The sequence below is a fragment of the Paenibacillus agri genome, assembly GCF_013359945.1.
Taxonomy (GTDB): Bacteria; Bacillota; Bacilli; order Paenibacillales; family Paenibacillaceae; genus Paenibacillus_AQ; species Paenibacillus_AQ agri.
The window spans coordinates 97,777-121,153 of record NZ_JABWCS010000206.1 but is presented as its reverse complement, the minus strand read 5'-3'; the positions used below and the strand labels follow the sequence as shown (position 1 = coordinate 121,153).

The window sequence follows — 23,377 nt, the reverse complement described above, 5'->3', positions numbered from 1 at the left end:
GGGCTACTATGGATACGGTGGACTATTTAGCGCAATACGATCAAGAAGGTTATGTATTTAACTTAGTTCAGAAGCGTTTCGTAAGTCAGGGATTTTTAAACGCATATGATTTCTTTTGTATTATCATCTGGAAAGCTAATCGAGCGAAGTCAAAGATAGCTCAACGATTAACTAAAAACAGTCAGTTTGACAATCTTGAAGACGCAGTTAAGGAGCTTACCGATAAGATTTATAAAGCTCCTGATAATAATAAGAAATTACGCTTATTGATTGTTGATTGGGGGTTCCAACTCCCTATGGCTTCGGCGATATTGACTGCTTTGTATCCAAACGACTTTACGGTATATGACATACGGGTTTGCGACGAGTTGAATGAATTTCATGGCCTAAAGCACATAATTAATTTCGAAAACATTTGGACTGGCTATCAGGCTTATAAACAAAAGGTAGAATTAATCGGACCATCAGGTCTTTCGCTTCGAGATAAGGATCGTTACATTTGGAGTAGGTCGTTTTCAAAGCAACTTGAAGAGGATCTCAAGAATTGCTTTGGAAAGGGAGAAGAAGGAGTTTGAATTTATGAACCTTGATCTTATTAAGAGTCTAAAACCAATTGGTGATGGCTCTTTTGATAAAGAACCTTTCGAGGAGTATAAGAAGCGCGCCGCTCCGTTACTTCCAAATTTCCCTGAATGTCCATTGGAGAATTGGATCTACAGACATTATGCGGATATCGATGATTACGCATTTCTCGGTTTCGAAAAGATGTTCTTTAAAGAAGAACTTTGGTCAAAGGATTATATCTACGACAATATAAAATCATATTATCCTGACCTTATCGATTCTTTGGGATATCAAATTTACGAACGACATGATAAAACCTGGTTGCAGAGGTACATGTTAAAACATAAGACATGGAATGCACCTATTATTGTATTTCAAAACACCATTCACTCTGATATGGGAAAACCATATCACCTGTTAGAAGGTCATCTGCGTCTTAACTACTTCAGGACAATTTACCGTAAAGAAAAAGAAATCCTGCAGGATAAGCATAGGGTTTGGTTAGTCACGATTTAGATGGCTTCTTGATTTGCTTAGAAAACGGCAGCTATTACTTTGTTATTGTTGTTTCTTCAGCTGTCGATTTCTTCGACAGCTTTTTCATATTGTAATGTAGTCATGTTTAGCCGCGGCTCGGCAAACAGCATGCTGTTTGCCCTTCAAAATCATCTGCAGGCTGCAAAACCATATATTATGATGTGGAAAAATACGGCATACGGAGGTTTTGAAATGTCTGTTCCTGACAAGGAAATCGTCGTTAACAAGTTGAATCAAAAGTACGGGTGTTCCCTCTCTACCATCAGCAGAAAACAAATTATGTATCAGGGAGAGAGCGGTGAAAAGCGGATTGTCGTTTGCACACCGTACTCCAAAATCCACACAATCGGTAAGGGTTGGTTCGACCTGAAGATAACACAGGTAGAGCTTTTGGATGATGCTGACATATCACTTTTAGTGGTTCGATTGGAAGATGGAAGATTCTATTATGTAGATTTCAAAGAACTACGTAAAATGATAACTCTCGAAAATCAGATTGTGAACTCTAGAGAAGGTAAGCATTGGAAGTTCTATATTTGGGGAAATATCATTCAGGTGAGGGGGTGTTCGGATAAGTTTCTATCAGTATCTGAAATATTGATATCATAACGACTTGAGGTAAATGGTTTGACTAAACTATCTTTACATAGTAGAGAAATGAAAGTGTATTTCACCTCTTGGTAGAGCATGAGAACGATATAAGCTGCAGTGTTCCGAGGGCTTTTGCTACGACATCTCAAGATGTAACTTACCGGACGAAGAGAAAGGAATTCATCTATGAGTTGATACCAGTACAGCAACTTGACACTTACCTTTATATCAATAATTTTCCAGAGGATCGTTAAAAGAAAAGGAGGGCGCAGCTAATTAAGTTGAGTCTATGCCGTTATCTGCTACCGAGAAGGAGCAGTTGATTAAAGCCTGAATCGGTCATGGTAAGTTCAAGGGAAATCTATTGAAGCTAAGCAATAAATGCCGACTATGTAGTATTGCCGATGAGCGGTTTCTGATTAGAAGGCACAACTAGTCTTGGAGTAAGTGTGATCTATCGGACGATAGGGTAAACCTCCATAACGGATTCCTGCTTTGTCCCAATCACGACGCCTTATTCGATAAGGGGTTGATCTCCTTCCAAGATTCAGGTGAGATAATAAGTAGAATAAAACGTTAAGAAGAGTTTTTAAAGTTATTCAGTGATTGGTTAGTGGCAAAAAGAGAACAAGTATTACTCTGATTCCTCGTAGGGTTATACTTGCTCTGGAATAGGGTTTAGGCATCCCCGTTATTTGTTATTAAATGTGTTGACTCTGCTTACTCCACACATGTGGAGTGCTGTGCGTTGATAGTTAGGAGTAAAGAATAAGCAGAGGGGGAGCGAGAATCTATAGAAGATTCTCGGACTCCCATCTGCTTTTATTTCAATACGGTCAATAAGTTTATGAAGCAATTCTGGAGTAAGTTTCTTGAATGACATGAAGTTTTCAAGGTCCTTTTTTAGTTCTTTGAAGGCTAAAGTGTTATCACTTACTTGAAGTGATTTTTCGAGTTGATACTTCTTTTGTAAGATTTCATCGGTTTCTTCGTTTATGGAAGTCGCGTATTCGTCATATATTCATTTTTTGGCATCTCACCGTCAAATAACTTGTCATTAGCAAGCCTCTTACGTTTGGGACCAAAAGGTTGTAAATGCCGATCATTTTGACATGAAATTAGAGACAATTGACCATGGTGAGGTCGTTATTCACTTCTTATTTCAGCAAGACAACAACTGGAGGATTTACTCAATTTGGCAGAAGTTTGTAGCCCTAGAATACGTTTCGACATCGTCATTACTAAATGCTTTAATAAAGTTTTTTCATGAGCTGAATAATGAACTTCATAAAACCAATTATGTAATTACTTTAAACGAATATCTCCAGTAATTCGACGGGTTATGCTAACAGATGAGAGATTAGGTGTATGGAAAATGGATGCGTTAGTCCAAAAAGACTCCGTCGCAGCGGTAGATAAGGTGAGAAAATATGAGCTACCAACATTTCAAAGTTCTTGTTGAACGATTTAAGAATAAAGAATTCGGTATTGAAGAACTTCAAAGTAGATTGAATACGGTACTAATCCCCGATAAGCATATACATGATTTTTCAACTAGGGTTCACAACTTGGATAATGAGTTAGAACTTATATTGTATACACAGTTAGAGTCGGAGCATTTTCGATTGGCGACAAAGGCATTGGATGATTTTCTTGTGTTTTTAAGTAAGAACCATTAAAGGAGTATATCCAGTGGTCTCAGAAAATATAGATTGCCTAGTGAACCTGATCTTCGGTCAGTCTACGAATGATGTAACAATAACTCGGATCGCCTGAAATAGCCGATATACGAGCATAATCTTTATGGGGTGGAATGGGGCGATTAATATGGGGCAAAGAATGAGAGGGATAAGTTTCGAGATCCCCAATGAGTACGGAAAATGGCTTTCTCACATTCTGAAGCCCTTTAATTGTAAGAATTATTATTGGTTAGTTGGAGCTGGAGAAGAATACAAGTGGCAAGATAACGACTTAAAGCCGTTATTTCCAGATGACGTAAATATTTTAAAGGGTGAGGATCTGCTTCAATTCCTTGACTCAGAGGAACCTCAATATATAGTTTTTGCTGACCTGAAGGCTTTTCCAACAGGAACGAATATACTGAACATTGATAAATACGAAGATTTTATAAATAGTGACTGCGAACTGATATTGCTGATTGTTGATTCTAGCTATACATCAATTTACTGTAAAGATGTCGAAACCCTGAATCAATTACACGCTAATGCGAAGATGATTAACGTCGACTCATTAGCATATATTACAGATGATAATGACTTCAGAAAGACATTAAAAGCTAGATAAACTCCACAAAGGAATGTGTGATCGCAAACCACTGCACTCACAGGCAGGGAGTTTACAAGCGTTAAGTTAAATTTGCAGGTGGAGGTGAATTGTTTATGGAAGCCTGGGTTCCATTTGAGAAAGTTCGAAAATCACCTCCTGATTTTAGAGTAAGGTATAGATTATATTCCGAAGAAGAGGGCGGAAGAAAAAATCCCACGTTTTAGGGCTTACGTTGTGATTTTCATATGACGGAGACGAAATTCAAAAGGCATGCATGTGCATCGAATTGTAATAGGAGTAATCGGTTATTTCATGGCGGGGTCAAGAAGATTGGGCCAAGTCGAAGTGATTGAAATTCTTGGCTTGTATACGAACGCTGAGACGTTAACTTAAAACGATTATGAACCAATGAAGGTGATGGAATGAGTTTTCAAGATTATTTGCTATCGCACCTACAAGGAATATCATTAGAGCCTCCTCTTTTTTATAACTCAAATATAGGAATTCGCTTTGAATTGGGTGTCCCATATAGAGGAATAGAGGATCCGCTATATTTTGAAACGGTTAAAAAGCGTTCAGAAACTTTATTTGAGTCGGTATTTTCGGAAAGTAGTGAATTGTATATAGTTAGGAAGACGTATGAACCGCAAGCCCCGTATGAGGTTTTTAATCCAGGGGTGGATGTGTTTGCAGAGTACGTTGATTCGGCTATCATAAACAAAGTTGTTTGTTTCGAGAACAAACCAGATTATGATGAAGACACAAACCAGTTAACGGGATATTCAAAAAGTTTTAGTTTATTATGTTGTTTAGAGCACATTGATTACAAAGGCATCTTGAAAGCGATAAGTTATTCAGAATTCCCGAGTAAAGGCAATTACATTTTTGATCGAATTTACTTCATACATACAAAGAAGAATATTGTGTTTCACATGTACGATGACCGTGGATTGGATATAGTTGCGATTCGCTCTGAGAATCTAATGAATTTGTTTAATGAATTTAATGACTGGATTTTAGATTATGACAGGGAAAAGATCGAACGAACATTTGGTAAGGGATGAAACGATTGAGAGCCAACGGAGAATAGTCGCATCTATAGAATGATGGTGAGTAAGATGCTTGGTGTTCGGTGAACACTATAACATCTCAATTATTCATTTTCTACCGTCAGCACTCATCCCATGTGGAGTCGGTGGCGCTGTTGGTACGGAAGTAGTTGTGAACATCTCAAAAAGTTGACCTAAGAATTACAAAGTCGCATCAAAGCTTATAAAGTCGTCTCACCAGCCGAGCGAAACTCAGGTATCCACTCCTGTTTTCCTCGGCTTCTTTTGTTTTTGGAGAGGGGCGTATGAACCACCAATGCTTTGATAAATCAAGCTTTTCTCCTATTTCACTCCAAAGCGCTTCCTCTAACTCCATTCATTTCCCTTGTTATTCCCCTGCTTTTTCAACTCGACTTTATTTGCTCGTGTTGAAACAGGGGGGTGGGGTGAGAGGCGTTCAAGCCAAGTGGGAGAAGGCTTTGCGGCAATTTGATGGGAGGGGGGCGTAAGAAGACTATTTGGAAATTGCACAGTAATAATGTAAAGCACATTTACCTGCAGAACCCAAGCTTTATCGGCTTGGGTTCTTAATTTTTGTATCATTGGTAGTAGTAAGGAAGAAAATTGAACTAAGTGTTGGAGCAGCTATGCTACTAAAGAATCATATCCGATAAAAGCATTTAAAAAACGACATCGATAACCGATACAAGTAAGAACAAAGCACTTTCGAAAAGTGTTCTGTTCTTTACTATGATCATAGAAGGGAGAGACCTCAAATGAATAAAATAAAAGTGAAGCTAGCCATATTTCTGATTATTCTGCTAGGTTCGACTCATTTCAATCTATCCAAGCAGCTCCTACAGTTGTTGAGAAGTTTGAGGTCGTAGATCATTGGTTTCCTAATGTGCGAATGTACCCTATCATTGTTTTAGCAGAATATAATAACGGAGTTTATGAACGAAGGCCGAACAGAGCAGGTCTACCTGATGGTATTTTAGCTTATTGCTTTGACAGGTCGAGACAATATCCACTTACGAAAGATCTTTTCGGTTATCGTGACGGTGAAGAGTTCTTTTCACCACTTAAAGAAATTAACAACTACTCCATTAAAGGAAAGGTGATTAATGGGGATATGTTAAGAGCGATCCTGCTCAATGGTTTTCCAATGAAGAGTGTTGCAGATTTACAAGCGGCCACTGGTATTACAGGTTTGGATGAAGACATGGCACTTTGGGCTACCCAATATGCTATTTGGCATTACACTAATGGAGCGAGTTTGAATGACTGGCGTGGGCAGCATTATCCGCCAACACCAGCGGGAGAGGATTTGTTTAATTACTACATCAGTTTAGCGCCTATAGGGCCAACGTATACAGAAGCCGATGTGGATGTATATGATCAGCAATTATCATTTGATGCGAATGATAACCTTGTTGTATCAGTATCCTATAAAGCAACAGAAAAGAACTATGATGGAACTGTCATTTTACCATCAGTCCAGCTTGATAATGCTACGGAGGCTAGATATCCAAAAGCGACTGTAGTTGAATCAACATACACCAATCCAAGTCTTAACAGTAAGACGATCACGATTACAATCGCTGATGGCGATTATGATGATACGGCTTCAAATGTAGATATTGGACTCCAATTTATGATGCGTCAATCTGTCAACGATGTGTTCATCACTTCGTCAGTGAAATATATCAATGATATTCAAGATTTTGGTGCGGTCGCAGTCAATGTATTGGATGTGCAAAGAAATGTGCTATTGAACTTTAAACTTCCCGTGTCGCCAACACCAGCACCAACAGCAACACCAACGCCAGCACCAACGCCAACAGCGACACCAACGCCAACAGCAACACCAACACCAACAGCAACAGCAACACCAACAGCAACACCAGCACCAACAGCAACGCCAGCACCAACAGCAATAGCAACACCAACGCCAACAGAAGAACCAGAACGGGTAGAAGAGCCAACGGCAACGCCGACGCTGACTCCAACAGAAGAACCAGGACGGGTAGAAGAGCCAACGGCAACGCTGACTCCAACAGAAGAACCAGGACGGGTAGAAGAGCCAACGCCGACGCTGACTCCAACAGTAGGATCAGAATGGGTAGAAGAGCCAACGGCAACGCCGACTCCAACAGAAGAACCAAAACGGGGAGAAGAACCAACACCAACGCCACTTGAACCGACAAATGCAAATGAAAAAATAACCGTCCTTCCTAAAACGGGTGAAGAAAGTAAAACTTTATTTTATATTATAGGAGCGGTATTTATTGTCGCCGGTTTGTGGCTATTTAGAAGAAATAGCATGGGTAGAGGTTGAGTAAATGATGTGCTTTGAAAAAAAGGCCGAAAGCTGCTCGAAAGAGGGCTGACCCTCCAGAGACACTCATTCTGCTGATTCGCCCTACTCTGCTATGTCGGAACAGATTATTACGGGGATGGCTTCTCTCTCAAGGATCATCGCGACCTTGCTCGTCTGCTGGCGAATAACAAAAGCAAGGCGATGGTGCTACACAGCTCGGAAAATGCGCTTGATTGAACGCATCGAGATCGAATTGGGTGGTGGAATTATTATCCACTATAATTTCGGAAATCCGTTGTCTACGGGGGCGTAATTCTCCCCTGTATTCACGTCAATATTAAGCACTCCACACATGTGGAATGTACAGTAAGACTTGAAAGAAAAGACACAGTCAATTAGACTGTGTCTTAGTTTTTCGCTAGAGGGTTGCTGGCTCCATGTAAATATTTCGAAAAACTCTTCTAATGTACCGGAACCACCTGGAAGCGCAATAAAGCCATCTGCTAACTCCATCATCTTGCTTTTTCGCTCGTACATGGCCTCAACAGTAATTAATTTTGTTAAGTTTTTTTGTGATATTTCTCATTCCACAAGTAGCCATGCTATAGAAGATCCATTACTAGATCCACAAAAAAACAGCTATTTTATTCATTAAAATAACCCCATTCCGAAGAATATTATATACTTATAATTGTTGTTGAATTCTGCTTAATTCATAGGGGGCACATAAATTGGACGTAAATGCATTTCAAGAATGGGTGAAGGATTATTATGAAGCACGAGGTTGGTCAGAACTCGATATTTTCATTCGCATAGGCTTTTTAACGGAGGAAACGGGAGAAGTAGCACGTGCTATTAGAGCTTTAGAAATTGGTCGAGATCGTCCAGATGAAATCGTCGGGACATACGCTGAAAATAAGCAGGAGTTAATAGAAGAACTTGGTGATGTACTAGGGAATGTTATAGTCATTGCTAACAAGTACGACATTAGCATTGAGGATATATTTAAATCTCATCAAGAGAAGTTATTAAAACGTTATAAGTAGAAGTTCACAGTATTACAGAATTGTAGATTTACATATGAATTGGAATTACCCCGTCACCTTCCGTTATTTTAACGGTTAGCAAGCGGGGTTTTTTAAGGTGTTTTCGATAGACAGGCACAAATCCTTCTTCTATGCAAAACTATATCGCTTACAGCAATCTGGAGATGTTCTAAAATAGCACTAGGGTTGTTTGGGAGGGTACGGGAAAATAACATATGTGAGATATATCGATGATATTCAAGATTTTAGTGCGATTGCAGTCAATGTATTGGATGTGCAAAGAAATGTGCTATTGAACTTTAAACTTCCCGTCCCGACAACGCCAGCACCAACGCCAACAGCAACACCAACGCCAGCACCAACACCAACAGAAGAACCAGGACGGGTAGAAGAGCCAACACCAACGCCATTTGAAACGACAAACGTAAATGAAGAAGTAACCGTTCTTCCTAAAACGGGTGAGGAAAGTAAAACTTTATTTTATATTATAGGAGCGGTATTTATTGTCGCCGGTTTGTGGCTATTTAGAAGAAATAGCATGGGTAGAGGTTGAGTAAATGATGTGTTTTGAAAAAATGGCAGAAAGCTACTCGAACCGTTGTCAGTCAATGCGAAGCCAATGAACGTATTAATTAGCGAAGTCAGGAGCTTTGCAGAGTTACAGATTGATGATGAGGAAGCTTCGGGAATCCGTTGTTTGTGGGGGCGTAATTCGCCCCCTTTATTTACGTCAATATTAAGCACTCCACACATGTGGAGACTATAATATTGATGGTTCGAAAATGAAGATGTGACAGTGGTACTCAAAAGCTGCTATTTAGCTGCCGGGCAGATTGGTTTATTAACCTATATAGTGTTATTATTTTCATAAATGTGGTAATTTAATTTCTGATATTGATATCATCAATGGGAAAAGGGAGGAGTAACATGAATTCAGAGTTCGCATTCATTGATTTCCCTCAGTTAAAAACAGAACGGTTCATACTACGGAGGGCAGAAGAAAAAGATCGCTATGATATTTTCGAACTTTATTCAAAAGAAGCCGTTGCGAAATATATGCCATTCATACCATTTACTTCAGTCGATAATGCGATAAATGAAATGAATTGGTATCAGAAAATTTTCAAGGAACAATCTGGCTTACGATGGATGATTGAAGATAGTGAGTCCAAAAAAGTGATTGGAACATGTGGATTTCTAAACTATGAGAAGATGCACAATCGTATTGAAATTGGTTATGACCTAAATCCTGATTTTTGGGGAAAGGGTATTATGACAGAGGTAGTGAAATGTATCATGCATTTTGGTTTTTTGACTATGAATGTCAATAAAATTGAAGCGAAAGTGGAGGCAGAGAATGAGGCGTCGATCCGATTGATGCATAGGCTCGGCTTCCATAAAGAGGGTGTCTTAAGGCAACATGAGTTTGAAAAGGGCAAATATGTTGATCTTGCTGTCTTCTCTAGATTGAAAAGCGAATATGAACCTTCAGAGCAATAAAACGGCTTAAGTTGCCTCTTCTATTTTTCCAATATTGAGCATTTTGCACATGTGGAGTGTACAGTAAGATTTGAGATATATGAATTGGAATTACCCCGTCACCTTCCGTTATTTTAACGGTTAGCAAGCGGGGTTTTTTAAGGTATTTTCGATAGACCGGCACAAATCCTTCTTCTATCCCAAACTATATCGCTTACAGCAATCTGGAGATGTTCTAAAATAGCACTAGGATTGTTTAGGAGGGTGTGAGGGAATGGAATATTATGGTCATTGGAGAAATAGAGCATTTTTTTTGATTCTAGTTATAATTATATTGATTACAGCCACGTTATCCAGCTGTGAAGCAACTGATCCACCGGATAGCGATATAGAGATCATCTCTAAAGAATTAATAGAAGTACCTGGTCAAAATCCGAATATTGATATATACAAGGTATTTTATAAAAGTGATAATATCAAAGTCCTAGCATATTTGACAGTTCCCAAGGCTGCCGGAAAATATCCACTGGTTGTTCATCTTCATGGGGGATACGCTCTTGAACGTAAGGAACTTTCTCATTACGATTTTGGCTTTACGTTCGGTTTTAGTTATATGAGTGACGAAGTGGTTTACTTGTACCCGATCTATCGTGGATATTTGGAGAGCGATGGCCATGTGCAAGGTATTGCGGAGAATACACGGGATGCAGAGAATGGAATTAAAGTGGCAATGTCCACCGGAAGCGTAAAATCGGATTCGGTATACCTGCTTGGTGCATCGATGGGTGGCGGTGTGGCTTTAAGATTAGCTTCTGAGCGGCAGGATGTAAAAGCTGTTGTCGGTGTGAGTCCTTTTGTGGGCTGGGATGTCAATTTACGCTGGTTATATGAGCACCCGGACGCAAATTCACCTGAAATTGTAGAGGAAAATAGAAAGACGGGAGAATATGTGAGATTTGGCTTGATTAATGCCAATCCTGAATCAAAAGGGGATTATTCGATACTGGATCGAATTCCCGACATTAAGGCCCCGGTACTTCTGTTGCAAGGGACTGCCGATGAGAGTCTCATTTGGCAAACCGTTCAAGATTTTGCAGGTGATTTGGAAAAGGCAGGTAAAACCGTGAAGCTTGTTCTGTACCCGGATGGTCGGCACGGGTTAGCGGACAAGTATCAAGACCAGAGGAACCAAGAAGTGACGCAATGGCTTCATACGTACGGCATGCCCAAATCATTTGCCCTACAGTAGGAAAACGGGTAAGAATCAAACCAAGACGGGAGAAGCCTGAGGCTCCCATCAAGAGAATGGAATCGAATGTATCAACAGCAGCTTGTACACTCATTAGAATCAATTGTAAGATAAGATTAAATAATATTATTGCGGGATAAAGATTTATCCTGGTATTTATAGAGAGGGTTTAAGATGATGAATAATTTTTGGCGTGATTTACCACGGCCTTTTTTTATACTGGCGCCTATGGAAGATGTGACGGATGTTGTGTTTCGCCATGTTGTCAGTGAAGCAGCCAGACCGGATGTGTTTTTTACGGAGTTTGCGAATACAGAGAGCTATTGTCACCCGGAGGGGAACCATGCTGTGCGCGGGCGTTTGACGTTTACAGAGGATGAACAGCCCATCGTAGCTCATATCTGGGGAGACAAGCCGGAATTCTTCCGTCAAATGAGTATCGGTATGGCGAAAGAAGGCTTCAAAGGCATCGATATTAATATGGGTTGTCCTGTAGCGAACGTAGCAGAGAACGGGAAGGGAAGCGGCCTGATCTGCCGTCCTGAGATTGCAGCGGAGATCATCCAAGCCGCCAAAGCCGGCGGACTGCCCGTCAGCGTAAAAACAAGGCTCGGTTTTAGTGAAGTAGACGAATGGCGCGGCTGGTTAACCCATATTTTGAAGCAGGATATTGTGAATCTGTCCATTCATCTGCGCACAAGAGAGGAAATGAGCAAAGTAGATGCTCACTGGGAACTGATTCCGGAGATTAAGAAGCTTCGTGATGAGGTGGCACCAGATACACTACTGACCATTAACGGGGATATCCCTGACCGTGAGACCGGCCTTAAGCTCGCTGAAGAGTACGGTGTGGATGGGATTATGATCGGGCGTGGTATTTTTCAAAATCCGTTTGCTTTTGAGAAGGAGCCGAAGGAGCATAGCAGTGAGGAACTGCTGGATCTGCTGCGGCTGCATCTGGATCTACATGATCAATATTCGGGACTAGAATCCCGTTCGTTCAGACCTCTTCAACGGTTCTTCAAAATATATGTCCGCGGATTCCGCGGAGCAAGTGAATTAAGAAATACCTTGATGAACACCAAGTCGACAAGTGAAGTGCGTGCGCTGCTGAGTGAATTTGCAAGCAAGGCGCAGGATGAGGCAGAGGAACATGGGGATTAAGCTGACGAAATTGTAGAAATCCGTGTGGAAATAGAATAAGACGTACAAATTGAGGATCGGATGAATGGAGAGGGGACCAACCCGGAGCCAACCAGCCTTTCCTCTGTTTTGTTATGGAGGGGATCACATGTCCTGGAGCAAATTGAAGCAACAACTGGAGGGCTTTCTTAGTCCTGCGTTAGAGGGAAGGGTAGAATACCGCGCACCGGGTTACCGTTATCTGCCTGATAAATCAGGGATTTGTTATATTACCGTAGATAAGAAGAACATCCTCAACATGAGTGATAAAACGAATCCTATTAGATGGTATCAAACAGAGCTGGAAATTAAGAATGATCCAGACATTCAAATTCCTATCAGCAGTGACGAAATTGAAGCGGTCAGAAAAGATACCAAGGGGCCAGTGCCAGAGGATCGCCTAATAGTCATTGCCAGAGGCAGAAAAAGTACAGAATATGCAAAAGAGCTTTTGTCAGCACAGGCTGCATTAAGTAAGTCGAATTTTACTGTTGTGGCTAATAAGTTCCTAACTACTCCTATAGAGGAGAGCTTGGAGAGCAGTGAGATTCTATTGAATGTGTTGGCTTTGGTGGACAAAAGGGTTGGGAAGAAGCGGATTTTGAGCATGGCTGAGAAGATGGAGTTGAAGCATCCGGTTGTGCGGTATTTTTATGATTTGCGGCGGGGTGGGTTGTAGGGTTCAAAGCCATATTTAGCTGTATGATTTTAATAAGGGCTTCTGATTAACAGGAGTCTTTTTTCTATTTAATTTGCAGGAAATTCGTGGATTTATATTAAGGATTGGGCTATCATATTTTGTGCAGAGCAATTGTAAAAAAAATGAATTTGATCAACATGACGGAGGTACAAATGGACGAATTAATTGAGAGAATCATTCAATTTCGCGATGAAAGGGACTGGAAGCAATTCCATGATCCTAAAGATCTGGCGCTCTCTATCTCTTTGGAGTCTAGTGAACTGTTGGAACTCTTCCAATGGAAGAATAGCCAGCAAGCCATAGAACAGAATTACTCTGACATGCAAGATGAAATCGCTGATATTCTCATCTACACGCTAACGCTCGTTCATGATTTAAATATCGACGTAAAGGATGCCATCCTTCAGAAAATAAACAAAAACGCGGAGAAATATCCGGTATCCCGTTTCAAGGGAAGCTCACAAAAAAGCACGCGGTAGGGAACGAATAGGGGAGAACTCCATGATTATTTATGAATCGACCAAGCAGCAATTTATGAATGATGTAACAGAAGACAGCATTGCGGTAAAAATTCATAACCAGTACGTGCAAAAAGTCGGCAAGGCTTCCATGAGCGAAATTAACGCATGGAACAATTCCATGAACTACCTTTATAAAGTATTAAACACATCGACCATTCCGGATGACGTAGGAATCGCGATTGAATATAAAGTTCCAGCGACCTCGAGAAGAGTCGACTTCATGATTACAGGCTTGAACGAAAAGGATCAATATTCCGTTGTAATCATTGAGCTTAAGCAATGGACAGAAGTTGAAACGGTTGAGGACGCGGATGGCCTTGTTAAGACCTACTTTAATCGAACGAAGACGAGAACGCCGCATCCTTCTTTTCAGGCATGGTCTTATGCTAGGCTGATTAGGGATTATAATGAGACCGTGCAGAACGAAGCGGTCCAGCTCTATCCTTGTGCTTATTTACATAACTATATACGGACCGATAACGACCCTCTATTGCATCCTGTCTACAATCAATACATTGATGAAGCTCCTATCTTCTCAAAGGGGGATGTTCTAAAGTTAAGAGGGTTTATTTCAACCTACATCAAAAAAACGGATAGAAGCAAATCGCTGTACCTCATTGAGCATGGCAAAATTAAACCCTCAAAATCGCTGCAGGATTCACTCCTCAGCATGCTGCAGGGAAATCAAGAATTCATCATGATAGACGATCAGAAGGTAGTATATGAGGAAGCGTTAAGATTGGCGCAGCAAGCCCAGTCGGGCAAGAAACAGGTCTTAATTGTCGAAGGTGGGCCTGGGACAGGTAAGTCGGTGCTCGGAATTAATCTTTTGGTAGAGCTTACGGCACGAGAACTAGTCTGCCAATATGTAACCAAGAATAGCGCGCCCCGTGCCGTATATATGAAAAAGCTGCAGCAAAATGTGAAGAAGTCGGTCATAGATAACTTGTTTAAGGGATCAGGTGTTTACTATGAAGCGTTGCCCGATGAATTCGGTTGCTTGATTGTTGACGAGGCGCATCGCTTAAATGAAAAGTCGGGTCTGTTCAAGAATAAAGGAATTAATCAAACCATGGAGATTATCCGCGCTGCCCGGTTTTCTGTATTTTTTATCGATGAATATCAGAAGATCGCGATGCACGATGTGGGCAGCAAAGAGCAGATTAGACATTATGCCGAACAAATGGATGCGGATATCACGGAGCTGACATTGGCTTCTCAATTCAGGTGCAACGGATCCGATGGATATCTGGCATGGCTCGATGATGTACTTGATATCCGTGAAACGGCAAACGCAGATGGTTTCGATTTCGACTATGACATTCGACTCTTTGATGACCCGAATGAATTACGGGACGAAATCTTCAGCAAAAATCAGATCAATAATAAGGCAAGAATGCTTGCCGGATATTGCTGGGATTGGAAGAAGGATGGGAAGAACAATCCTGGCGTTCATGACATTCAATTAGATCGCTATCAATTCTTCATGAGCTGGAACCTTAACAATACGACGACCTGGGCAATCGACCCTGAATCCATCGAACAAGTGGGCTGCATACATACCTCACAGGGACTTGAATTTGACTATGTCGGAGTCATCATTGGCGAAGATATGCGTTTTGAAAATAACCGTATCGTCAGCGATCCGTTCAAACGTGCGAAAACGGATAAGTCTCTCTCAGGCTTCAAGACCTTGTATAAGAAAGATAAGGACGAGGCGCTCCGAATGGCCGATCAAATTATACGAAACACCTACAGGACGTTAATGACTCGGGGAACGAAAGGGTGCTATATCTACTGTGTAGATCCTCATTTAAAAGCGTATCTGCAAAGGAGATTGGCTATCCAAAGTTCGGCGGTAATTTCGGGATAAGACCAATTGAGGGCGATCGAGAGTTATATTGATTTGAAAAGATGGAGGATCGGATGAATGGAGCGGGTGTAACCCTTGAGCCAATAAGCCTTTCCTCTGTTTTGTTATGGAGGAGCACTTTTAAAGAGAGTATGATAAGAAGGACGGTTGATCTCTTTTTTGTAACCAAATCTATCTATATTCGCTAAATATTTTAGAAACATATGGAATATGATATAATTTATAATGTTTTCAAATAGTACAAAAGTAGGATGAAGAATGTCTACAATCCTTGAGACTTCAAGAATTAAATTGTTACGAATATCAAAGTTACTACAGCTTCTTTTTTTGGAGAAACTCTGACATGGTGGAGTTCTAACAAGTAAATCTAGACTTTCTTTCGAGCCAATTAGGGATCTCAATTTTTCTTCTTTAATATTTCTGAGGCCTTCAACTAGTAAATGTTTATTGCCATGATTAAGAGCATATGACTTTGCAATTGTTTTATCGAACTATATTAAACTTATCTTTTAAGGCGGTGGAGACCCCACCAGCCCCCGAAAAGAGATCCAGCGCGTTGAATCTTTTAAGCAGGTCTCATCCCCCACCCCTCCAAAGTAGACCATACGTATTTATTTTAATCTTCACTAATAGAATTTAGTAACATTTTTTGACGGAGACGGAGGTTGTGTAATGAGTGAAGTTTCGTTTAGACCAAAGGCTAGAACAATGATTCTTTTAGGTGAAGAGCTTATAAAAGACGACTTAACAGCCATAACAGAATTGGTGAAGAACTCCTACGATGCGGATGCAACTCACATCATAATAGAAGTTTCTAATGAGGAGTCATTTATTAGACTATGGGATAACGGTCATGGAATGACTTCAACTATTATTAGTACGAGATGGATGGAACCGGCAACGAATTTTAAGGCCATGAGAAAAAACGGTATTAAAATGAGAAGTCCAATATTTGGACGGGTTTATCTTGGTGAAAAGGGTGTTGGACGATTCTCTTGTCATAGATTGGCTCAAAAACTAGTTTTGACTTCTAGAGGCACTGATCAATTTATAGAGGAAAAAGTTACAATTAATGAGGAAGAGAAAAGAGTTGTTCAAAAAGTTCCTTCTGGCGAAGAGTCAAAGCTCATTGTTGATTGGAATCTGTTTGAAAGTGATTCATATTTGTCTGATGTAAAGATTCCTTTTGACATTGGTAAACCCAATATATTTTTAAATAATACTGGTACAGAGTTATTAATGCAAGAGCTTAAAGAATTTTGGGACGAGGATAAGACTAATGCCTTAAAGATTATTTTGATTAGATTAATTCATCCTTTCGGCGAAAAACCTGAGCTAAAGATCGATTTTATTGTCGATAATCAACCTGTTCAACTTGATTTTAGTGTTTTTGAATATATTAACAGGTCTGATATTAAAATTAAAGGAAATGTAGATACAAAGGGAAACTTCACAGGAAGCTTAAATGGGGAGAAGATTACTGAATCACTACCAGTATACGAGAGAGATTTTAGGAATAAAGAAGCAAGTTGTGGTGATTTTAATATTGAATTTAGTGTGTTTGAAAGAAATGATCTGGCATCACTGAGAAAGAATTATCCCCAGATCGATAATATTTCCTCTCAATATGGTGGTGTTGCCATATACCGTGATGGGTTCCGAGTACTACCTTATGGCGAAAAAGGTGTTGACTGGCTAAATCTCGATGAGAGAAGAATTAGTCGCGTTAGTGAACGGATTGGAAATAAACAGATCCAGGGGCTAATTTCAATTTCAACTGACAACAACTCAAAACTAACTGATAAGACGAATCGAGAAGGATTAATCGAAAATCAAGCATATTACGATTTTAAAGAGCTTGTATTTCGTGTTATAAAATTTATTGAAAATCAGCGTATAAAAAAAACAGTAAAAAAGAATAAGGCTATAACTAATACTGAATTTATTAATAGGATTAGTAGTATTGAAAAAGTTATCAATGAAGAAGTTCCTATTCTTTTTAAGCAAGATATTGTCGATGATCTAAAAAAGGTTAAGGATGCTTATATCAATGAAAAAAAGCAAGTACAAAATAGAATGGAAAATCTTAGCCAATTATCAGGGATTGGAATAGCGGCTGAGAGAACAACACATGAAATAGGACACTTAGTAAATAAGTTAAAGGCTACGATTCAGGAGTTAAGAAAGCTGGTTTTGAATTCTGATGAGGGACTTAATTTAGTTGAGACAATGCTAAATTATACTTCAGCTCTTGATAGCGAACTGAAGCTTTTAAACCCCCTTTTTAAAGCCAACAGATTGATGCGAACACAACTGGATATAAAAAAAGTAATAAACAAAACGACATTATTTTTTAAGAATGCTTTTCAAGAACACCATATTGATTTTTCCTTAACTGAGGACAGTCCCTTAGAGGTTTTTGAAAATGAAGGAGTTATTATTCAGTGTCTGATTAATTTATTTGATAATGCCGTTTACTGGTGTGTTCAAAAAGCTGAAAACGAGCATTTTATTAAGGTTCTAATAAATGGAACAAAAAAAACAATAACAATCTCTGATTCAGGACCTGGGGTATCACAGAAAGATGCACCATACATCTTTGAGCCCTTATACTCCAAACGGAAAGATGGAAGAGGGATGGGGTTATTTATTACGGAAGATGTATTAAACTCGAGAGGTCATGAGATCCGACTATTAGAAGTTGATCAAGTTACAGGGGCGTCATTCCAAATTAAGTTTAACTCAAAGGGAGAAAACGATGATTAATAAGATATTGATTTTAGATGATAAAATTGAAGAATTATCTGACCTCGTCGTAAAGTTAAATCAGAGTTCAGAGCTTTATGTAAAAGCAACGAATGATATTGGGAATATGGAGCTTTTTGAAGCAATGGACTTATTAGTCATAGACTGGGATCTTACCGGCGTAGATACCGATGGGAAAATTTGCATGAGTTTACTTAGGGAAGTGTTAAGTAAAAGAGTTGTCCCAATTATTATCTATTCAACACATTCTGAGGAGAGTATAAAAGAAGTACTACAGGACTTCACACCGTTTCAGCTTAATTTTATTAAAATTGTAAGAAAAGGTGAACAAGAGACTGCAATTGAACAAATAAAGTTAGTGTTAGAAAAATCAGAAAATGTAATTGTGAGAATATCATTCATGTGGAAGGCTGCATTAGCAAAGGCGTTAGATAAATCTTTAAATACTATTAATAGTAGACTAAACGACTATGCTATCTCCTTATTGCAAAAAGAATGTGAGTTAGATACTCAAGATCTTTCAAGTACTGTTAAAGAGTTATTGACTGATTTATTGGCTGGTGAATTAGAAACTCTCCAACCAAATATCATCCAAATGGAGAATCACTTACAAGAGGGTTATGAATCGTATAAATGGTTGTTACAAATGAGAAAATATGCTCTTCCAAGCCCAACTAGGACAATTTTTACAGGAGATATTTTCGTGATTGGAACAAATCAATATGGAATAGTTATAACTCCTAAGTGTGACTTGGCTAGACTGACACCTGGATCTTACGTCAATTATGTAGTTGGATATGATATGTTTAACAAATTAAAGGGCGATGAAACACTTGAACAAGTTAAAGAAAAAACTGCTAATTTTCTTAGAAATCATATAGTGACCCCATCCGAAAAAGAATATTGGTTATTCGACGTTCCGGTTGGGGAAAAAGAGATAAACATAATCTTTACATTTGGTAATATACAAACCCTTCGATTAGATGAATTTGTAGAAAAAGGTTTTTCTAGAGTAGCTTCAGTGAAATCGCCTTATTTAGAGGACCTCATACAAAGTTATTCTAGATTTCAAATGAGAGTAGGAGTGCCTTCTAGGCCATTTAAAAAAGAAGACAAAATAGACAAAGAAAGCTATATTAACGTTTTGTCTGAAAACTATGCGAACAAGTATGTTGCAGCTTCAAAAGCTTAACAAAGTAGTGGTCACATTTTTGGTCACATGTATTTTAGCAAGAGTGTTATGAATTTCAGGCAGGATGAATTGATTTTTCTAAAAACCTTGTCCCACAAAGCTTTACCTTTCGTTTTACTAAGTGTAGATAACCCATCTCTCACTGGCAGCGATGAGGTTAGTTAGGGGTTCGAGTCCTCTATTCTCCACCATACTTTAAATCAGAGACGGCAGAGATGCCGTTTTTTATTGTTTGATTGTGTTGTAGCACACCAGACATTTAGAGTGCTGTGCGTTGTGGTACGGAATCAGTAATTTGAAAGCCGTATTTACCTGGGGTTAAGACCCTAATACATTAAAACGCTTGGGGCTTTAGTTTATTGGGGGAAACGTATTTCATTGTGTTCACTTCAACAGGCACCACTTTAATTGTTAAATTTAATATTAACTTCAACGTGCTTATCTCTTTGTAATGGAGAAGCAGAATCGATAAGCGGCCAAGAATAAATAAATGACGTTCTGAAAATGTTGGAAGAAGAGCAGACGGTTAACATGAAATCGCCAAGGAAATATGAGATTAGCCAAGTGTAAGCCTCTGGAAGGCCGAGTGTTTGGGACCAGTGTCCACGGTGTATCATGATATCTTAGTTTAAGTGCGTTTATTCGGTAGTTAAATTTTTTGAACCTTCACTGTACAAATATACTTAAAAAGTATTTTCATTCTTTTTTTATAATTATTGCAAATTTAAATATTTAAAGTATGAGGATAGTATATCTAATATCCGATGAGGTAATGTATGTCTATACCCGATTTTGCTGAACTTGAAGGTTTGAGGCATATAATAAAAAATTAGTAGAAATCTGAGACTTGGCAAAAGAAGGAAAAAATGAAACATTAGCAAGACAAGCACATATTATAATAACTATGAAACAAGATTCGTCCCCAGGTATGAAGAAACTAATGATTATTGTTACACAAGGTTAGGTCGATAGGGAACTGTAGGCTATTGTGTATATTTTACGAATTTGGAGTTCTGAATTACCGGTGCAGAATAGAAATTGGTTGATCTGGACGAACAAAAGATATTGATGGGGACGAATAACGTGTATGTATTTGTAAAATATTCATCGGAGAAATAGTGTTAATTCTTGAATATAAAAAGAAGGATATGAGGTAGTAATTTAGAATTTAGTAGGGCTTAGCTACTATCAGTCATTTAGGAACTGGTGCATTAGGGAGATGAGTATAGAATTAAGAAGTTCTTTAATGTTTCCACATCTATCCAAATTAATACTTATGTCATATAATTACATAGTTCGGAATGCTCAGAAAATAAATTTTTGAAGGATTTAAGTGTTGATAATGAATGGGAAATCACTATATTTCAGTACTTAAATAGAAAAAAGGCTAGTTATTAAGAATAAAAATCGACTTAAAGGAAATTTAGAGATGGATGTTTGTTTGGGGTTACGCGATAGGTTTTTGAGGGGATAATACAATTGCTTATAGAAGGAGAGAATGAAAGAATGATTAGTACTTTAGATATGAAAGGGTCTTTTTTTACTTATTTGAACGAAAAAAACAAATACTCTGTTGAGATGATTAAATGTATGGAAAGAACTGTTCAAAAGCTGCTTGACACCGAAACAACATTAGATCGTCCAGGAATGCTGCTTGGGAAAATACAATCTGGTAAGACACGGACTTTTCTTGGGGTAATGTCTCTAGCATATGACAATGGCTATGATGTTGTTATTATATTGACTAAAGGAACAAAAGCACTCTCCCAACAAACCTTGGAACGATTAAAGGCTGAATTTAAGGATTTAAATGAAGAAGACAAAATTCAAATATTTGACATAATGGTACTTCCCACACTGACTCGATATGAGCGCCACCAGAAACTTGCTTTTGTAGTCAAAAAGGAGATCCGCAATATGGATCGTTTTCACCAGGCCTTCTTTGAAACATATCCTGACCTCATTGATAAGAAAATATTAATCATTGATGATGAGGCTGATTTTGCAAGTATTGGTTTTACCAATAAGAAGGATGAAGAACCAGAAATTAAAAAGATCGCAGGAAAGATTGATGAATTCAGACAAAGAGTCGAGGGATGCAGCTTTTTACAGGTAACAGCTACTCCGTACTCCCTCTATTTGCAACCGGAAGACATTGCTATTGATTCCGAAGTGTTTAAACCTATTAAACCAATTTTTACAGAATTAGTTCCAATTCACGATAAATATATTGGTGGAGAATATTATTTCCAGAATAGTGAAGAGGAGGGGAGCATAGCATACCATCTATATAAGGAAGTTCATAAGGACGAATTGTCTGTTCTAAAGAAACAGGATCGTCGAGTTTTTAAGATCGAAGAATGCTTATTCAATAATAAAATTAAATCTTTGCGTGATGCTGTTGTTACTTTTATTGTTGGGGGCTGTATCCGGCGTATGCAAGACAGACAAAAGAATGTTGTTTTAAGGAAATACAGCTTTATCATTCATACCGAACAGGCTAAAGCTGCGCATGAATGGCAGGAAAGCATTATTGATGCTATTGTAGAAAAGTTGTTACAAGAGTCCCGAGAGAACTCTCCTTTATTTCATCGATTAATACAAGATGCTTATGCGAATTTAGAGAAATCCATTGAACTTTCTCCACTTATGATGCCTGGTCTTCCTGAGGTGGTATTGGAAACAAAGAAGGCACTGGATGAAGGACACATTATGATTACGAAGGTTAACTCTGAGAAGGATGTAAATCAACTTTTAGATACATCCGGGCAATTAAAACTCAGAACACCACTAAATATATTTATTGGTGGACAAATTCTTGATCGTGGTATAACGATCGGAAATTTGATCGGTTTTTATTATGGAAGACGTCCAAAGACTTTTCAACAGGATACGGTATTGCAACATTCCCGTATGTATGGAGCAAGGCCCATTGAAGATCTGACAGTTACACGATTCTACACTACATCCGACATTTATTCTGTCATGCAGCGTATTCATCAATTTGATTCGGCTTTACGTGAAGCATTTGAGAAAGGAAAACATGATAAGGGAGTCGTATTCATTCAAAAGGATGCGAATAGTCAGATCATTCCCTGTTCGCCTAACAAAATTCTGTTATCTGAAACTACTACATTAAAACCCAAGGCTCGCCTACTTCCGGTCGATTTCAAAATAAGACCCAAAACACATGTTCAAAAGCCAGTAGCTGCTATCGATACTATAATCGGTAATTATTGCAAGGATTCTTCTAATAATCCAGATCCATTCATGATGGATGTCAGTGATGTGGTTGAAATAATTAATCATATTGGAACAACCTTTGAAGAAGGGCATTTATGGAATAAGAAAGCATATATCGCTAGCTTAGAATATTTGACAGCTTTACCTAAGGACAAAATGCTTAAAGGAAAGGTTTGGGTAATAATAAGACGTGACCGGGATATATCTCGGGAGAAGAGCGATGGGCGTCTTGAGAACTCGCCGGACTCTTATCAAGAAAAAGGTTTGGCAAAAGATATAGCTATAGATATTCCAGCAATAGTTTTATTGAAGCAAAAAGGTACAGCTGCTGGTTGGAGTGGGTCGCCTTTCTACTGGCCTGTACTTGTTGCACCGAAAAAGATGCAAACTGTTGTTTTTGCTAATCATTTATTTGCAGATTAGAGCGTATCTTCAAACAACAAATGAGGTCCCAAATATGGTGGACTTCCTCTATGAAAAGACGAAGCGCAATACGCAACGATCAATAGGATCGAATTAAAGACGTACTGCTGCCAGAACCAAAAAATAGGGTGGACGAATTGGCATAGATAATTGAATAATATTAACTGCTTATTTTAAATGATTTTTCTGGTTCGACTTGGTAAAATATACTTGGTTTCAGCGCTGGTAAAAGGCTGGCCTATGGAATCATTTTTTAGGAAACATCCATATCAAATTCGATATGGATGTTTATTTTTGGAAAGAAAGAGATTTATTTGTTTAATTTTATTATTTATAAGGTTGGTTTTGATTTCGGT

The 23,377-nt window shown here is 38.8% G+C and carries 18 protein-coding genes and 3 pseudogenes; 19 read left to right on the top strand and 2 right to left on the bottom strand.

All coding sequences use genetic code 11. The features are described from left to right. Window positions 1–8: 8 nt before the first annotated feature. The 8 genes and pseudogenes from HPT30_RS12205 to HPT30_RS30400 all read left to right on the top strand — a co-directional run bounded on the left by HPT30_RS12205 (window position 9) and on the right by HPT30_RS30400 (window position 7,365). Window positions 9–575 carry a hypothetical protein gene (locus HPT30_RS12205; RefSeq protein WP_175371662.1) on the top strand — a complete coding sequence of 189 codons (567 nt, stop codon included), beginning with the start codon at window positions 9–11 and terminating at the stop codon, window positions 573–575. Between the two features lie 4 nt (window positions 576–579). Beyond that, on the top strand, window positions 580–1,080 hold the full coding sequence (locus tag HPT30_RS12200; protein ID WP_175371661.1) for a hypothetical protein: 501 nt from the start codon (window positions 580–582) through the stop codon (window positions 1,078–1,080). A gap of 39 nt (window positions 1,081–1,119) precedes the next feature. After that, window positions 1,120–1,710, top strand: coding sequence for a hypothetical protein (locus HPT30_RS12195; protein ID WP_175371660.1), 591 nt, complete (start codon window positions 1,120–1,122; stop codon window positions 1,708–1,710). Between the two features lie 463 nt (window positions 1,711–2,173). After that, window positions 2,174–2,272, top strand: a pseudogene (locus HPT30_RS30955) (HNH endonuclease); the annotation flags it as partial. A gap of 502 nt (window positions 2,273–2,774) precedes the next feature. Beyond that, a pseudogene (locus tag HPT30_RS31185) lies at window positions 2,775–3,023 on the top strand (DUF7878 domain-containing protein); the annotation flags it as partial. 472 nt (window positions 3,024–3,495) lie between these two features. Further along, window positions 3,496–3,996, top strand: a complete 501-nt coding sequence (locus HPT30_RS12180) for a DUF2691 family protein (RefSeq protein ID WP_175371659.1) — start codon at window positions 3,496–3,498, stop codon at window positions 3,994–3,996. 404 nt (window positions 3,997–4,400) lie between these two features. Continuing rightward, window positions 4,401–5,042, top strand: a complete 642-nt coding sequence (locus tag HPT30_RS12175; protein ID WP_175371658.1) for a DUF3885 domain-containing protein — start codon at window positions 4,401–4,403, stop codon at window positions 5,040–5,042. An 895-nt stretch (window positions 5,043–5,937) separates the two neighbouring features. Beyond that, the gene (locus tag HPT30_RS30400) at window positions 5,938–7,365 is read left to right on the top strand and encodes a TQXA domain-containing protein (RefSeq protein ID WP_281364489.1); all 1,428 of its coding nucleotides are present in this window, start codon (window positions 5,938–5,940) and stop codon (window positions 7,363–7,365) included. Window positions 7,366–7,623: 258 nt separating this feature from the next. Here HPT30_RS30400 and HPT30_RS30395 read toward each other — a convergent pair. Next, window positions 7,624–7,911, bottom strand: a pseudogene (locus tag HPT30_RS30395) (LOG family protein); the annotation flags it as partial. Window positions 7,912–8,078: 167 nt separating this feature from the next. Between HPT30_RS30395 and HPT30_RS12160 the strand changes: the two are divergent. The 8 genes from HPT30_RS12160 to HPT30_RS12125 all read left to right on the top strand — a co-directional run bounded on the left by HPT30_RS12160 (window position 8,079) and on the right by HPT30_RS12125 (window position 15,397). Next, the gene (locus tag HPT30_RS12160; RefSeq protein WP_175371656.1) at window positions 8,079–8,393 is read left to right on the top strand and encodes a MazG nucleotide pyrophosphohydrolase domain-containing protein; all 315 of its coding nucleotides are present in this window, start codon (window positions 8,079–8,081) and stop codon (window positions 8,391–8,393) included. Between the two features lie 217 nt (window positions 8,394–8,610). Next, window positions 8,611–8,946, top strand: a complete 336-nt coding sequence (locus tag HPT30_RS12155) for an LPXTG cell wall anchor domain-containing protein (RefSeq protein WP_175371655.1) — start codon at window positions 8,611–8,613, stop codon at window positions 8,944–8,946. 374 nt (window positions 8,947–9,320) lie between these two features. After that, a complete protein-coding gene (locus tag HPT30_RS12150; RefSeq protein ID WP_175371654.1) occupies window positions 9,321–9,893 on the top strand; it encodes a GNAT family N-acetyltransferase in 573 nt (190 codons plus the stop codon). A 253-nt stretch (window positions 9,894–10,146) separates the two neighbouring features. Then, the gene (locus tag HPT30_RS12145) at window positions 10,147–11,121 is read left to right on the top strand and encodes an alpha/beta hydrolase family protein (protein ID WP_175371653.1); all 975 of its coding nucleotides are present in this window, start codon (window positions 10,147–10,149) and stop codon (window positions 11,119–11,121) included. A 174-nt stretch (window positions 11,122–11,295) separates the two neighbouring features. Then, the gene (locus HPT30_RS12140; protein ID WP_175371652.1) at window positions 11,296–12,285 is read left to right on the top strand and encodes a tRNA dihydrouridine synthase; all 990 of its coding nucleotides are present in this window, start codon (window positions 11,296–11,298) and stop codon (window positions 12,283–12,285) included. A 127-nt stretch (window positions 12,286–12,412) separates the two neighbouring features. Next, entirely contained in the window at window positions 12,413–12,982 is a 570-nt protein-coding gene (locus tag HPT30_RS12135) for an SF0329 family protein (protein ID WP_175371651.1), read from the top strand. A gap of 173 nt (window positions 12,983–13,155) precedes the next feature. Beyond that, window positions 13,156–13,482: a MazG-like family protein gene (locus HPT30_RS12130; protein ID WP_175371650.1), complete on the top strand. Its 327-nt coding sequence runs from the start codon at window positions 13,156–13,158 to the stop codon at window positions 13,480–13,482. Between the two features lie 22 nt (window positions 13,483–13,504). Continuing rightward, window positions 13,505–15,397, top strand: a complete 1,893-nt coding sequence (locus HPT30_RS12125; protein ID WP_175371649.1) for a DUF2075 domain-containing protein — start codon at window positions 13,505–13,507, stop codon at window positions 15,395–15,397. Window positions 15,398–15,501: 104 nt separating this feature from the next. Here HPT30_RS12125 and HPT30_RS30945 read toward each other — a convergent pair whose 3' ends face one another. Further along, on the bottom strand, window positions 15,502–15,876 hold the full coding sequence (locus tag HPT30_RS30945) for a DNA cytosine methyltransferase (protein ID WP_175371694.1): 375 nt from the start codon (window positions 15,874–15,876) through the stop codon (window positions 15,502–15,504). 193 nt (window positions 15,877–16,069) lie between these two features. On the opposite strand from HPT30_RS30945, the gene HPT30_RS12115 reads away from it, so the two are divergent. From HPT30_RS12115 to HPT30_RS12105, 3 genes are all read left to right on the top strand, one after another. Beyond that, complete coding sequence (locus HPT30_RS12115; RefSeq protein WP_175371648.1) at window positions 16,070–18,163, top strand: ATP-binding protein; 2,094 nt, start codon at window positions 16,070–16,072, stop codon at window positions 18,161–18,163. After that, entirely contained in the window at window positions 18,156–19,355 is a 1,200-nt protein-coding gene (locus tag HPT30_RS12110) for a hypothetical protein (protein ID WP_175371647.1), read from the top strand. The genes HPT30_RS12115 and HPT30_RS12110 overlap by 8 nt, the downstream gene beginning before the upstream one ends. 1,506 nt (window positions 19,356–20,861) lie before the next feature. Continuing rightward, complete coding sequence (locus HPT30_RS12105; RefSeq protein WP_175371646.1) at window positions 20,862–23,021, top strand: Z1 domain-containing protein; 2,160 nt, start codon at window positions 20,862–20,864, stop codon at window positions 23,019–23,021. Window positions 23,022–23,377 lie beyond the last annotated feature (356 nt).

Excerpts from the sequence above, each read along its gene's own strand:
- HPT30_RS12145 (WP_175371653.1), top strand. The coding sequence starts at position 10,147 with ATGGAATATTATGGTCATTGGAGAAATAGAGCATTTTTTTTGATTCTA.
- HPT30_RS12180 (WP_175371659.1), top strand. The coding sequence starts at position 3,496 with ATGGGGTGGAATGGGGCGATTAATATGGGGCAAAGAATGAGAGGGATA.
- HPT30_RS12125 (WP_175371649.1), top strand. The coding sequence starts at position 13,505 with ATGATTATTTATGAATCGACCAAGCAGCAATTTATGAATGATGTAACA.
- HPT30_RS12150 (WP_175371654.1), top strand. The coding sequence starts at position 9,321 with ATGAATTCAGAGTTCGCATTCATTGATTTCCCTCAGTTAAAAACAGAA.
- HPT30_RS12110 (WP_175371647.1), top strand. The coding sequence starts at position 18,156 with ATGATTAATAAGATATTGATTTTAGATGATAAAATTGAAGAATTATCT.
- HPT30_RS12115 (WP_175371648.1), top strand. The coding sequence starts at position 16,070 with ATGAGTGAAGTTTCGTTTAGACCAAAGGCTAGAACAATGATTCTTTTA.
- HPT30_RS12175 (WP_175371658.1), top strand. The coding sequence starts at position 4,401 with ATGAGTTTTCAAGATTATTTGCTATCGCACCTACAAGGAATATCATTA.
- HPT30_RS12200 (WP_175371661.1), top strand. The coding sequence starts at position 580 with ATGAACCTTGATCTTATTAAGAGTCTAAAACCAATTGGTGATGGCTCT.
- HPT30_RS12140 (WP_175371652.1), top strand. The coding sequence starts at position 11,296 with ATGATGAATAATTTTTGGCGTGATTTACCACGGCCTTTTTTTATACTG.
- HPT30_RS30400 (WP_281364489.1), top strand. The coding sequence starts at position 5,938 with ATGTACCCTATCATTGTTTTAGCAGAATATAATAACGGAGTTTATGAA.
- HPT30_RS12135 (WP_175371651.1), top strand. The coding sequence starts at position 12,413 with ATGTCCTGGAGCAAATTGAAGCAACAACTGGAGGGCTTTCTTAGTCCT.
- HPT30_RS12105 (WP_175371646.1), top strand. The coding sequence starts at position 20,862 with ATGATTAGTACTTTAGATATGAAAGGGTCTTTTTTTACTTATTTGAAC.
- HPT30_RS12130 (WP_175371650.1), top strand. The coding sequence starts at position 13,156 with ATGGACGAATTAATTGAGAGAATCATTCAATTTCGCGATGAAAGGGAC.
- HPT30_RS12205 (WP_175371662.1), top strand. The coding sequence starts at position 9 with ATGGATACGGTGGACTATTTAGCGCAATACGATCAAGAAGGTTATGTA.